19 protein-coding genes are annotated in these 12,927 nt (G+C 36.7%); 10 read left to right on the top strand and 9 right to left on the bottom strand.

Going from position 1 to position 12,927, the window contains the following annotated elements:
- Positions 1-50: 50 nt before the first annotated feature.
- Positions 51-482, bottom strand: a complete 432-nt coding sequence (locus tag AC4D4A_RS08495) for an SMI1/KNR4 family protein (RefSeq protein ID WP_490995495.1) — start codon at positions 480-482, stop codon at positions 51-53.
- A gap of 135 nt (positions 483-617) precedes the next feature.
- Positions 618-1,526 carry a 3-hydroxyacyl-CoA dehydrogenase gene (locus AC4D4A_RS08490; RefSeq protein WP_490995494.1) on the bottom strand — a complete coding sequence of 303 codons (909 nt, stop codon included), beginning with the start codon at positions 1,524-1,526 and terminating at the stop codon, positions 618-620.
- A gap of 244 nt (positions 1,527-1,770) precedes the next feature.
- Between AC4D4A_RS08490 and hlpB the strand changes: the two genes are divergently transcribed.
- Positions 1,771-2,073 carry an HNH nuclease-like protein HlpB gene (gene hlpB / locus AC4D4A_RS08485; protein WP_490995493.1) on the top strand — a complete coding sequence of 101 codons (303 nt, stop codon included), beginning with the start codon at positions 1,771-1,773 and terminating at the stop codon, positions 2,071-2,073.
- A 4-nt stretch (positions 2,074-2,077) separates the two neighbouring features.
- Here the strand turns inward: hlpB and AC4D4A_RS08480 are convergent, their stop codons facing one another.
- From AC4D4A_RS08480 to AC4D4A_RS08455, 6 genes are read right to left on the bottom strand one after another with little or no spacing between them, the layout of a single operon-like run.
- Positions 2,078-2,296 carry a spore germination protein gene (locus AC4D4A_RS08480; protein WP_490995492.1) on the bottom strand — a complete coding sequence of 73 codons (219 nt, stop codon included), beginning with the start codon at positions 2,294-2,296 and terminating at the stop codon, positions 2,078-2,080.
- Positions 2,296-2,691 (bottom strand): spore germination protein GerPE, encoded by a 396-nt coding sequence (locus tag AC4D4A_RS08475; protein WP_490995491.1) that lies wholly within the window; start codon positions 2,689-2,691, stop codon positions 2,296-2,298. The genes AC4D4A_RS08480 and AC4D4A_RS08475 overlap by 1 nt, the downstream gene beginning before the upstream one ends.
- Positions 2,692-2,704: 13 nt before the next feature.
- Positions 2,705-2,881 (bottom strand): spore gernimation protein GerPD, encoded by a 177-nt coding sequence (locus AC4D4A_RS08470; protein ID WP_139063800.1) that lies wholly within the window; start codon positions 2,879-2,881, stop codon positions 2,705-2,707.
- Positions 2,882-2,889: 8 nt separating this feature from the next.
- Positions 2,890-3,498, bottom strand: coding sequence for a spore germination protein GerPC (gene gerPC / locus AC4D4A_RS08465; protein ID WP_490995490.1), 609 nt, complete (start codon positions 3,496-3,498; stop codon positions 2,890-2,892).
- Between the two features lie 5 nt (positions 3,499-3,503).
- Entirely contained in the window at positions 3,504-3,725 is a 222-nt protein-coding gene (locus AC4D4A_RS08460) for a spore germination protein GerPB (RefSeq protein WP_066101641.1), read from the bottom strand.
- 11 nt (positions 3,726-3,736) lie between these two features.
- Complete coding sequence (locus tag AC4D4A_RS08455) at positions 3,737-3,958, bottom strand: spore germination protein (RefSeq protein ID WP_490995489.1); 222 nt, start codon at positions 3,956-3,958, stop codon at positions 3,737-3,739.
- A gap of 189 nt (positions 3,959-4,147) precedes the next feature.
- On the opposite strand from AC4D4A_RS08455, the gene AC4D4A_RS08450 reads away from it, so the two are divergent.
- The 9 genes from AC4D4A_RS08450 to AC4D4A_RS08410 all read left to right on the top strand — a co-directional run bounded on the left by AC4D4A_RS08450 (position 4,148) and on the right by AC4D4A_RS08410 (position 12,027).
- A complete protein-coding gene (locus AC4D4A_RS08450; protein ID WP_490995488.1) occupies positions 4,148-5,341 on the top strand; it encodes a DUF418 domain-containing protein in 1,194 nt (397 codons plus the stop codon).
- Positions 5,342-5,461: 120 nt separating this feature from the next.
- Positions 5,462-6,346 (top strand): fumarylacetoacetate hydrolase family protein, encoded by an 885-nt coding sequence (locus AC4D4A_RS08445; protein WP_490995487.1) that lies wholly within the window; start codon positions 5,462-5,464, stop codon positions 6,344-6,346.
- Positions 6,347-6,426: 80 nt separating this feature from the next.
- Positions 6,427-6,783, top strand: coding sequence for a DUF1516 family protein (locus AC4D4A_RS08440; RefSeq protein ID WP_490995486.1), 357 nt, complete (start codon positions 6,427-6,429; stop codon positions 6,781-6,783).
- Between the two features lie 119 nt (positions 6,784-6,902).
- The gene (locus AC4D4A_RS08435) at positions 6,903-7,751 is read left to right on the top strand and encodes a GNAT family N-acetyltransferase (protein ID WP_490995485.1); all 849 of its coding nucleotides are present in this window, start codon (positions 6,903-6,905) and stop codon (positions 7,749-7,751) included.
- Positions 7,752-7,992: 241 nt separating this feature from the next.
- Complete coding sequence (locus AC4D4A_RS08430) at positions 7,993-8,685, top strand: copper homeostasis protein CutC (RefSeq protein WP_490995484.1); 693 nt, start codon at positions 7,993-7,995, stop codon at positions 8,683-8,685.
- Between the two features lie 238 nt (positions 8,686-8,923).
- Entirely contained in the window at positions 8,924-9,484 is a 561-nt protein-coding gene (locus AC4D4A_RS08425; RefSeq protein WP_490995483.1) for a DEAD/DEAH box helicase family protein, read from the top strand.
- A gap of 278 nt (positions 9,485-9,762) precedes the next feature.
- Positions 9,763-10,323 (top strand): DUF2238 domain-containing protein, encoded by a 561-nt coding sequence (locus AC4D4A_RS08420; protein WP_490995482.1) that lies wholly within the window; start codon positions 9,763-9,765, stop codon positions 10,321-10,323.
- A 197-nt stretch (positions 10,324-10,520) separates the two neighbouring features.
- Positions 10,521-11,027, top strand: a complete 507-nt coding sequence (locus AC4D4A_RS08415) for a DNA topology modulation protein (RefSeq protein ID WP_490995481.1) — start codon at positions 10,521-10,523, stop codon at positions 11,025-11,027.
- Between the two features lie 421 nt (positions 11,028-11,448).
- Positions 11,449-12,027 (top strand): DUF1572 family protein, encoded by a 579-nt coding sequence (locus tag AC4D4A_RS08410; RefSeq protein WP_490995480.1) that lies wholly within the window; start codon positions 11,449-11,451, stop codon positions 12,025-12,027.
- A gap of 124 nt (positions 12,028-12,151) precedes the next feature.
- On the opposite strand, the gene AC4D4A_RS08405 is transcribed toward AC4D4A_RS08410, so the two are convergent.
- Positions 12,152-12,721, bottom strand: coding sequence for a DUF2777 family protein (locus AC4D4A_RS08405; RefSeq protein ID WP_066101611.1), 570 nt, complete (start codon positions 12,719-12,721; stop codon positions 12,152-12,154).
- Positions 12,722-12,927 lie beyond the last annotated feature (206 nt).

The following is a 12,927-nucleotide window of genomic DNA, read 5'->3' as shown; positions in this document are numbered from 1 at the left end:
ATTGTCTAATTTGGGAAAGCAAAAGGCGAACATACACCGCTTATCATTTATTAATCCTCATCAATCTCATTATCTGATTCAGAATTCGATACAATAAATTCTTTTAAGTTAGAAGCTACTTCTTCTAATTCGCCGGTTTCGTGATACCAAATATAAATTTTATCCTCCACGATTGTATCCACAATCTTATAGCATAATTTGTCCCCTGTACCATCCTCGCCAATAGATATGAGATTTTCATCCATTTCCTCATCTCGCATATCTTTATTTTGTCTTACAATATCATCCCATGTTCTTTTTAAATTTCTAGGATCTTTAATGGGGAAAAGGATCCATTCATCAATCTGTGCTTGGTTAGATAGTTTAAAAAGGTCTTTATACTGTCCAGGAAAAAGTATTTCGAATTGTTCTTCTGCAGATTTTATATCTAAATCTGTAACTCCAGGTTTTTTTGTATCAAGCAAATCGACAATATCATGCATTTAATACATAACCTCCCTTATAATCTTATATAAAGATTCTTGATATATTTTTAAAATCCTTTTTCAGTGGACATAAAGAAATCCTATTAGCATTTATGCCAATAGGATTTCTCTAAGAAGTATCATTGATCTAGTTTAAGGCTGTAGAAAGTCTTTTTCCTTATAGGCTGGATTTGGATATTTATAGAATCCTTCACCCGTTTTCATACCCAATTTGCCTTTATCAATGAATTCTGTTTTGACCAAATCCGCAATATCCTTGAATGGATTTTGCTCTGGATTTGGATGCTTTGCTGCTTTAGTACTGACGATGTTATAAACTGTTTCCAAACCGACTACATCAATAATCGCAAATGGTCCAAGAGGTGCACCTGTAGCAATCATCCATGTTTTATCGATTGTGTATGGATCCGCTACTCCATTTCCCCATAGATTTTGGGCTGCATCCAGTAATGGAACGAGTAAGCTGTTTAGAATATAGCCAGGTTGCTCTTTTTTAATATGGAGCGGAACCATTCCAATTGCGGCTGCGAATTGCAGTACATCTTCAACCACTTGGTTATCAGTATGAGGATGTGGCATGACTTCTCCAGTATTATTCATCCAAACGCGGTTTGCGAAGTGCAGAGCCAGGAATTTCTCTGGACGTCCAGTATATTCGGCGAAATCACTAGGAAGCATAGTAGAAGAGTTTGTCGCAAACACCGTATGTTCAGGTGCAACTTTACTCAACTCAGTGTAAAAGTTAATTTTGATTTCTTTTAGCTCTGGAATAGCTTCAATAACCAAATCGGCATTAGCTGTTGCGATTTTTAAATCTGTTGCATATTGAATACGTGATTGAGCAGACTGGGCTGCTTCCTGTTCGTTTTTAAAATAGCCAACGTAGGTATCTTCTAAATCAGTGATACGGTTCTTTGCTTGTTCAATGGCGCTCTCGTTAATATCATAAATAGTGACATTGAAGCCCTTAAAGGCTGTTTGAAAAGCGATTTGGCTCCCTAAAACCCCGCTGCCTGCAACTGTAACATTTTTATAATTCATGATTAATTTCCCCCAATCTGTAATTTGGATATTCTGTTCTTACCAGTAAATATCCATACCCTTCAAGGGAAATATACTACTATATTGTTAAAAATAAAAATAGTAAGACCTTAGACCTGTCCAAAGGAAATAAAACGATATAGGTAGGAGTAAAAAAGGAATGGATATACCTTAAGAATGGAAATATAAATGAATACAATCCTTGATGCTAATTTACGGAAAAGGTACGAAGGAGGGGGATTATATGAGTAAAGCAAGGAGCGGTGTATGTGAACTCTGTCTGCGAAATGATGTCGAGCGGACTATTCACCATTTAATTCCACGGGAATATGGAGGGGGCCCCAATGATACCTCCAAGCTATGTATTCCTTGCCATAAACAGATTCATGCTCTTTATCCAAATTTGGAGCTGGCTGTCAGACTTAATACGATTGAGAAACTGAGGGATGATCCTGAAATAAAGAAATATTTAAAATGGATTATAAAGCAGCCAGCAGGCAAATTGCCACGAATAAAAAAATCCGGCTATAAGGCCGGAAGAAGATGAGTGATTAATTGTTTGCTGAGATGGGTTGATCAACCCCATTTATACCAATAACGGAATTTCCGCTAATTCCATTTGTATCAAAAATAACACCTCCGGTAATTCCAGAGCCTGAACCATTCACACTTTTAGTTGCGTGTTTTGGAGAGATAACTAGGGAATCTCCAAACTGAATAATTCCGCTTCCTGCATTAAGAACTTGGACGGAACCGACAAGAGCAGGCATTAAGTTTCCTCCCTTCTTTCATTACTGGGCCGATTTAGAAGCTGTCTTACATTCATGACTCTAGTTTCGGAGCGGATAAACCGTCCGTTTCCTACCTGTAATAAAGAGGAGGCAGAGATGGCCTGTGTTCGGATACAATCTACAAAAAGGTATGGATTAACATTTTCAAAATTGATATGGACCATTTCATCAATTGGTTCAAAGTCAGGTACTGTGTAAAATACTTTATAATCTCCGAAATTACCTTCCTGTCCGTAAAAAAATTCCTGTTCCCGCTGATAGGCAAGGACATTGTCAGCTGAATAACTATATTGAAGTTCTCCTATGTCAAATGTAGATCCCCTTGATAAAATGGATACATGAATATGATTGACTATCGATGTTCTTTCCCACATGGCATTGTCCTCTTTAACGATTGACAATAGGCTGCAATGGCCCAAATTCTAATGCGTTTAATGGTGTGTCAGAGGCAGCAAATAGCTGCATGGTTTCTGTATCGCCGACTTTAATGGCAGAGGCGCTCGATACAGATATTAACTTAATACAGCCAACCTTAATTTGTTCGTTTACGACATGGAAATTCATCACACTGCTCACTGCTCCTTCATTGAATCAGGATAAACCTCTATAAATCTGATGATGGCATTTTCAATATCTGTTCTGAGTACTTCTGATATTTGCTCCCGAATTGCCGGGATTTTTTGCTCAGTCCGGTTATGAGGCGGCGTTCGATCCAAATAATGATGAATACGCTGAGGAAGTTGCCGGGCTAGATCCTCCATGATAAAGGAGCGCATGGTTTCATCCGCTTTTTGTTCGCAGATATTTTCGGCTCTTTTAAAGATTTCATCCTTCTGATTATTTAGGTCAAGTAAAACCTCGCTCGTTAGTTGATGGACAAATTCATCCCTGGATGGAAAGAGAAATGGACCGGGAGGAGTGTGATTATTGATAGCCAACTCATCGATTTTTTCTAAATCTGATGGGGTTAGCCCAATATTTAAGGTACCCTCCAATCTTTCCACTTTCAGTTGGTCAAATTTATATTCTATCCGATCGACTCGAATCGGTGCCTGGTGTTTTGCCTCTGTTAATTCTTCTTTTAATCTCTTTACGTCTTCTTCCAGTTTGCGGATAGCCTGCTGTTGATATTCCAGCGTATTTTGTAAGTAGTGTAGGAATTGGGTTAAATCCTGCTGCAAATGACTCATCCTTTCCTATTCTGGACTTGAACCTGCGGTGAATCTTCTTCAGTCTCAAAAAGGGGATGGTGCGCTTCCGGAGCAGGTGCCTCAAAGCCACCGGAATTGGTCATGAGTGACTTGGACTTGATGATACCGGCACTGCCGATTTGCAGGACGGATGCATTGGCGATTGCGTTAATTTTAATGGTATTAATCATAATCGTTTGCTTAACAAAGATGTTCATTTTCTTCACCTCTAAAACGTAAATGCAATTGGTTGATCGACAACATCTGCATCAAACGTATTCGTAGCACTGTAAGGATTATTTACAGCTACATAGTCACCCGTATTAAAAGAACCCGCTCCGGAAAATGTTTTAGCATTAGAGTAGGGAGTGACTTTATAAATATCCCCCACATTAAATACACCGCTGCTCCCTACACTGAGAATTTGGACAATACCTACAATTCCTGGCACATTTAACACCTTCCTTGGGTATACCTGTATCTGGATTCTTAACAATTCTTTAACAGTATATGTGGAATGGGCTGAAAGGTGAGGGAACCTCCCTGTGCTTTAGAAAAAATAGATAATTATGATAGGGGATTTTAGCAGAAACTGCTAAACTGGTTTTATAAGAAATTTTTAGGAGAGAGGAGTGTAATATTGCAATCCATAACGGATAAACAAAGGATACATGTGGTTGATTTTCTGCGTGGGATTTCAATTGTAGGAATTTTATTGGTCAACATGCTCGATTTTCATTCGCCTTTTTTGTATCTTGAATTAGATTATTGGGATAACAAGCTAGATCTCTATACATATGCACTCATTGATATTTTGGCACAGGGGAATTTTTACCTGCTTTTTGCCTTTTTGTTTGGGTTCGGTACGGTTATTTTAATGACTAGGGCAGAACAAAAGGGGATATCGTTTCCTGCTTTATTTACAAGGCGGATGATCTTTTTGCTTTTGCTGGGAATGATTCATGCATTTTTAATTTGGCACGGTGATATTTTAATCACGTATGCCGTTTGTGGGTTACTCTTGCTGCTGGTTTATCGATTAAAAGGTAAAACATTGCTTCGTTTATCGGTATGGTTATATACCATTCCTTATGGAATATTTGGGCTACTTATTCTGCTGCTCGAATTATTGACCCCAACATCTGGTTTGTTAAATACCGATTTTTCAAAAATAAATAAAGCCATCGAGATCTATTCAAATGGGACGTTTGCAGAGATTTTTTCAATGAGATTTAATGACTGGGCTGCTGTCAATGGACCGGCAAATATGTTTTTTTTATTTTTATCGGTTTTTCCATGTATTCTGGCAGGAATGGCTTTTGCCAAATTGGAATGGCTCACGAATCTGAAGGTTCATCAGAAAAAGCTACAGGTCATGTTTCTTGTATCATTGCCTGTAGGACTACTTTTAAAAATGTATCCGTATCTATCGACCCAAAATTATGCGACTGAATTTTGGCAAGATATTTTTGGCGGGCCCTTCCTGACACTGGCCATTATAACAGGGATTACCCTTATTTATGATAAATCTCCAAATGTTAGAAAAATGGCTGTTCCCTTTGTCAGACTGGGAAGAATGTCGCTTACAAATTACCTTATGCACTCCATTCTGTGTACGCTGATCTTTTATTCATATGGACTAGGGCTTTATGGCGAAGTGGGAGCTTTTATGGGTACTTTATTAGCTGTATTAATTATCCTGTTTCAATTGGTATTTACAAAATATTGGTTACGTTCTTTTAGAATGGGACCAATTGAATATGGCTGGAGAATCATTACTTACTGGGACAAACCATCATTCAAGCGGGAAAAGGAATATGATACATTTCAATAAGGGTGGAACGCAGTTTAATAAGAGTATAGCTTAAAAGTGGAGAAACGTAATTTATCATTTTAGTAGCAGTAAACAGCTGTATAAATGGTTTTAAACCAATCTGAAAGGAATGGATGTAGAATGAAATTCTCAACCGTTAATGATAATGGAAAAGCAGTAGCAGGATTGATTGATCAGGATTTATTTTATTCTTTAGAAGTAATTAAGCAATCCAGTGAGGCGCTGAATGGATTGCCAACTTCTTTACAGGCTTTGATTGAAGAATCCGAAACATGGCTGCCAATGCTTCAGGAATGGGTACAAGCTGCAGAGAAAACAGAAGGTAAATCAATCGACTCTTTGTCATGGATGGCTCCTCTGCCGCGTCCGCACAAAAATATTTTTTGTGTAGGTAAAAATTACGCTGCACATGCTACTGAATTTGATGGCGGGGTTCCACCGGAGGATATGATTGTATTTACGAAAGCTCCGACCGCAGTCAATGCCCACAAACAGGCTGTGCCTCTTCATGCAGAAGTAACGAATGAGCTGGACTATGAAGGGGAATTGGCTATTGTCATTGGCAAAAAGGGAACCTCTATTTCCCGTGATAAAGCTTATGATTACATTTTTGGATATACCATCCTAAATGATATAACAGCAAGAGATCTGCAATCCAAGCATCAGCAATATTTCCTGGGAAAAAGTCTGGATGGTACGTGTCCAATGGGTCCGTGGATTGTTTCAAAAGATCAAGTGTCACATCCATATGATCTGGAAATTAAAACAAAAGTAAACGGGGAAACAAGGCAGCATGCCAGAACGTCATTATTTTTGTTCCCAATTGACGAAATCATCGCTACGATTTCTAAAGGAATTACGCTTGAGCCTGGCGACATTATTGCTACAGGTACACCGGCAGGAGTAGGAAAAGGGTTTAAACCACCGCGTTATTTAAAAGATGGTGATGTGATTGAAATAACGATAGAATCGGTTGGGACCTTGAAATCTATCATTTCTAAATAAATTGTAAATACATAATGTTCGAAGATTACAACCTAGTATGCTACTATTATGTTGAATATTGCTGAAAGTGGGGGGATTTTATGAGTGGGTCTACTTATGAACATATTTTTATGTGGGTGTTATCCATTATTGTGTTCTTAGTGTCTTTAAAAATGACAGGAAAAAATTTAAAAATAATGATGATGATTAATAGGGTACTATACATATTAATTATTGCAACAGGTATCATTATGTTAATGAATGTTTCCAATATTGGTGGGGAATATATCGCCAAGATAATTATTGGTGTTTGGGTAATCGCTGCAATGGAAATGACAAACGTGAAGCGATCAAAAGGAAAGAGTCACAAATCTTTCTTCATCCAGTTTTGGATTTCGTTTGTTTTAGTGTTATTGCTAGGCTTTAGATTACCTATTGGTATTCAATTATTCGGATAAGTTATGGCTCAGTCGATCGAGACTGGGCTTTTTTATTTAATCTAATTAATTTATTATCATAAAAGGTTTTTTCATTTTACTTCTAGAATTAATTTAAATTCAGAAGGGAGATGAAGTTCTTGAGATTTACGGAACGTACCTTGAGAATTTTTAAATATGCAGAAATAGAAGCTAAAAGGACAACTAATATCATTTATCCAGTTCATTTAGTACTAGGGATGTTGCTTGAAAGGACAGGTGTCTGTGCTGAGCTATCTATTAAGAATCCAGAGCTTCGGGAGCTATTAGTTAAGCGGATTAAAGAAGTGTACTCGAATACATACGAACATGGAATTGTTTATGAGCCCTTTAAAATGAACATTTCTTTATCGACTGATCAGGTATTAATACATGCAAATAACCGAATGAAACGCTTTAACCAGATTTATTTGAATGAGGGTCATCTGGCTGATGCCATATTTAAAAGCAATGACCATTTAACAAGATCCATACTGGAAGGCTTAGATGTTTCCAGCATACTTGGAATAATGTCTTCCCCGAGAGATATGGTTGTTCCTCTGAAGGATTATGAATTCCCAAGCATTTTAACAAGTAATATAAATTATCGGAAAGCGGAGCAAAATGATGCCGCATCGTTAAAAGCCTTTGTGGAAAGTGAATTTGGAAATGGGTGGCTGGATTCAATTGAAAATGGGTTTTTACAAGATGATATTCCTGTTTTCATTGCTTTAGAAGATAACCAAATTAATGGATTCGCTTGCTTTGATGTAGTTAGAAAAAGAAAGGGATTGTTCGGTCCGATGGGAACCTCTCTATCAAACCGAGTACAAGGAATAGGATACAATCTCCTTCATCATTGTTTAAGAGAGATGCAGGAAAAGGGCTATGAATATGCAATTATCGGGCAGGCTAGACCACTGGAATTTTATGAAAAAGCGTGCAATGCTATCGTGATTCCAAGGGATTAATGACTGCGATTTTGAAAGTATAGATACTTTCTATTTAAGCTGTTCAAATTTATTTTTGCAGAAATAACAATAAAACTCTTATAATATTCAATCTTACTATTTAGACCAATGGTTATATTGTGATTGTTTTGTAAAATAACTATCGTTCGTTTTGTTATAATGAAGTTTATAAAATAATACTTTTCTTTATAGGGATATCTTCCCGGGAATTAAATAATGTGAACTAGCAGCAGGTGATAATATGATTTTGGAATGTATTGTGGAAAATGAAAAAGATGCCATTAAAGCAGAGCAGCTCGGCTTTAACCGTTTAGAATTAGTGTCTGCCATGTCGGAAGGCGGATTAACCCCAAGTTATGGAACAATAAAACGTGTAATTGAAAATGTGAATATACCTGTTCAGGTCATGCTACGACCGCATGGCTATTCTTTTGAATATGATGAATTCGATTGGTTGTCGATGAAGGAAGAGCTTCAAGCCTTTTCAGATTTAGGTGTACAAGGGATTGTCTTTGGCTGCTTGAGGAACAGGAAAATCGACCAGGCTTTACTGGAGAAAGTGATAAAGGAAGTACCGCATTTTGATATTACGTTCCATAGGGCGTTCGATGAACTAAAGTCTCATGTAGAGGGACTCGAAGTGCTTTGTCAGTACTCCCAGCATGTAAAGCGGATTCTAACTTCCGGCGGTGAAAGTAGAGCCTATGAAGGCAGGGAAACACTGCAGCAGCTGATTACGTTATCAGATGGATGGTCGGGTCCTGAGATCTTAATTGGCGGGGGCCTGGATAAGGAGCATATGGAGGAATTGCATTCATACCTGAATGCAAAGGAATACCATTTTGGGTCCGGGGTCCGAGTAGACCGTTCTTTTGCCAATGGGTTCGACACCGAAAAAATAGAGTACATGCTTGAGTTATTTGAAAGTAAGTGATGGTTGAAAAGATCGTTATTGGTCAGTCGAAGACTTCTACTCTATGATTCATAGATTTTTTTATCCGTTATCATGTATATTCTAAGAATTTATTAAAACTACATGGTCATTACGTAGAGTATGTCCGTTATGGGTTTATAAGCTGGTGAATGAAGATAGCTGGAAACAGTCAAGGGCAAGCAATGGTTAAGCCGCTTTTTATTATTCAGTCAGGATAAATATATAGGGGTGAAAAAGAGTGGAGAAGTTTGTATTTATATTTGGTCCACAGGCGGTTGGTAAAATGACTGTAGGACAAGAATTAACTAAAATTACAGATATGAAATTATTCCACAACCATATGACAATCGATATGCTTCACCCGCTTTTTGAATTCACATCTGAAATGTGGAGGTTAGCCAAACTTTTTAGAAGTGAAATTTTTGAAGCCTTCTCGAAAAGTGATACCTATGGGCTTATATTTACAAAGGTTTGGGATCTCAGTTCGGAACAAGAGTATGAGGAAATCGAGAAAATGTGTGAGATTTTTGAATCCAGGGGGATTGAAGTCTATTTTATTGAATTAGAAGCTGATGTAGAAGAAAGGCTATTACGCAATAAATCACCGAATAGATTAGAGCATAAACCAACTAAGAGAAACAAGCTGGAATCTGAGGAACATCTTTTATCCACTATGGAAAACTTACGATTAAATTCGCTTGAAGGTGAGATAAACAAGAAAAATTACCTGAGAATTAACAATACAGATTTAAGTGCAGAACAAGTTGCCCAAAAGATAAAAAACGACTTCAAATTATAAAGCGCTTATTGGTAGTTTCATATTTATTTAATAGAATAGAAGCATTTTTGCTATGATAGTGAAGTGTAAGAATATCATGTAACATAGCGGTGCTCTTATTAATTTTCTTACCAAAACAATGAGCAATGTTAATTGAGCTAATTGTTCAGTTGGATCTTACCTGATGCTGCCGCCAAATGTGCGGCTTTTTTTATTTAATACGAAGATAAAACGCATCCATACATACAGCATATTCTATTACTAAATATACTTTTATGACAGCGAGAGGAGAAACAGTGGTGCATAGAATTAAAATCGAAACAATCACATTTTGGATAGTTACACTGTTAATGGGGGCTGCAACAATAATAATGTTCATAGATGGTGACAGTACGAAAGGATTCATGGGTATTCTAACTTGTATGAGCTTAGTAGTCTTAGGCGGTTGGCAATGGAAAGCAAAAAAGCCGCTTGACTGGCCACTTATGGTGATGACGTATTTATTTATTTTCATTTCAGTCGGAATTGGTACATTTGGCGGAGGTTATGCGATTAATCACTTTGATGATTTCCTCCATGTTACCTCCGGGATTTGGCTTGGGTATGCAGCATTGGTACTCACTAGGCAGATAATTGGTGAGGAGCTTACACAAAAATTGCCGAAAGCGTTTCTAGCTAGTATCATGGTTATCTTTGCGCTTTGCTCAGCTGGTGCATGGGAGCTGCTCGAGTTTGCGGGCGATCAATTATTTCATTTTACTGCTCAAGGACGAGATCATAAGGATACGATGTTTGATATGATGGATGGATTGATTGGTGGGATTATTAGCGCAGTTTTTTACCTTATCATCAGAAAATAATAAATGAAGTCGGCCGCATGATGGTGGCCGGCATTTTTACTATTTTGGAATACTCGCTTGAGTTCATTAGATACGTTGATTTAAGAAGGATTAACACTAATTATGTTGAAAATATAATATTGAGGTTCGGTAAATGAAGAAGGATATAGTCTTTAATTTTTAGAATTAAAACCTTTAATTTTAGACAGGGGATTTATATGAAAAAAATCATGCTTATTGGTTCTGGAGGTTCAGGGAAATCAACTTTAGCAAGACAACTGGGTGAAAAGTTGAATATAAATGTCTATCATCTCGATGCATTGTTTTGGAAACCCAATTGGGTAGGCGTTTCTAAAGAGGAGCAAATACAGGTTCAAAATGAGCTAGTAACAAAAGATTACTGGATTATTGATGGTAATTATAGTGGCACAATGGATATAAGGTTAAATGCCGCCGATATGATAATCTTTCTTGATATACCTAGAACGATCTGCATATACAGAGCATTTAAAAGAATGCTCCAATACCGTAATAAAACAAGACCAGATATGGGAGAAGGCTGTGAAGAGAGATTTTCTTTCGAGTTTTTAAAATGGATCTGGGAATATCCAAAAAAGCAAAAACCAAAAATTTTAAACAGACTCAAACAGTTTTCGGAAGACAAAGAGATTATCATTTTGAAATCAACCGGAGAAGTTGAAAAGTTCTTTGAAAAGATTAAATGATTATAGTTGTTGTTAATTGAAATAGCATTAATGTAGTGTGAATCAATGCTTAATGGAATTCTAAAGGGTGAAAATGTCTTTGTTAACTTACGGAGGTGTGTCAAAATATACAGGGTTGGCGTTATAGTCATAAGGTTAACCAGAAGACAGTTAGTATAAGACACGTACTAAATCTGTATGATATCTATTTTTCTCTGATTTTATTATTATCCATAATTACGATTCCAATTTCTTTAGATGTAACTATACAATTTTATTATAATGAAGAGCTAAAAATGGAGCCGAAAAAAGTTAAAGAATTTTCACCATTTATTTTTTGTCTGCAATCGTCTATTTTACATTTATTAACTATTACTATAGGTGTAACAAGAAATAAGAACATTTTATCCAACCACTATAATTATAAGTTAGGGGATGCATGATGGGTATGGAGACTGAGTATTTAAGGATTATTAAGGAACGATTTAAAAGTGTTAAAAGTCTCGGAGATAAAGCAATTTCCCAATTATCAGAAGAAGATATTCGTTGGGTATTAAATGAGGAAGCCAATAGTGTGGCCGTTATCGTGCAGCATTTAAGCGGAAATATGGTATCTAGATGGACCGATTTCCTGAATTCTGATGGAGAGAAGCCTAATCGGAATCGGGAACATGAATTTATAGATCATCTTTTAACAAAGGATGAAATGATGGGTATTTTAGAAGAAGGTTGGAATACTCTTTTTGAAGCACTACATAATTTAAGTGAAGAAGATTTATTAAAGAAAGTATATATACGTGCGGAAAGTCATGTGGTAATAGACGCAATCGAGAGGCAATTAGCTCATTATGCGTATCACATTGGACAAATTGTTTATATCGGTAAACAAATAAAGAGTAAAGATTGGAATAGTCTAAGTATCCCAAAAGGTCAATCAGAAGCTTATTTGCAGCAAATGCTGAAAAACATCAATCCTGAAATAGGGTATCCTCTTAATGAAACCCCTCTAAAAAAACTATAGTGGCCAGTCTGTTACATGAAGTAAACAGATTATAACCTAAAGTGCTTACGAGCTGAAAGTACTTTAGGTTATCAGCATTTAAAATGGATTGTAGATGTAAAGGTGAAGTGAGCTGCCAGTGTCCTTAATCCTTGTTCTTTACTAATTTTTCAATGATCATCCGCTTGCCGGTATTCAGGGTAAATTCAAAGCGGTTTTGTTCTTTGTTATGCTCGTTAAAATGATGATGGACAGAACAGATATAATCACCATTATCAAAAATGAAAAAGTTTGTGCCTGATGATTGGGCAGTAGATGAAAAGGATAATTGGTTATAGCCATAAATACAGTCATAAGCAGAGAAATCCATGCTGTTTAACGTCGTGATGAACTGAAAGAATGCATCATCCCTTAATTCCTCCAGTAATCGTTCTAACGAGTATTGCAAATTTTTTTTAATACGAACCTGGTCTTCATCTTTTATAAAAATAAGCTCTTTGCCCGATAAGAGCTTCCCGTCTTCTACTAATGTCCCTTTTCTCCAACGGTTATTACGATAAATGGATATCTCGTTATTCATATATTCCTCAAGTGGGTATGCCTCATCTGTTTCTTCATCGAAAAAGACCCATTGATCATTGATGTTTTCAAAAATTCCTTCTGTATATGCTCGCAGCTGTTTACTCAATAGTTGATTTCTAAGTTGATTTTTCATGTGTGCGCCTCCAAGTGCAGATAAAAGAGTCTATGTAGAACTCAAATTACTGCATATCCGTTTTGTAATGATAATATTTATGGCACTGTTTTCTATTTCTTGACATAAGCATGCTCTTTTATAACCTCACCCCTTAAAGTTGGACAATTAACAACTTTGTGTAAGATGCATATCATGTTAGCAGGAATGGGCCATTGCTTGTTTGA

This window comes from Pradoshia sp. Z5_111 (assembly GCF_058267535.1).
This window is presented reverse-complemented; position numbering and strand designations above follow the sequence as displayed.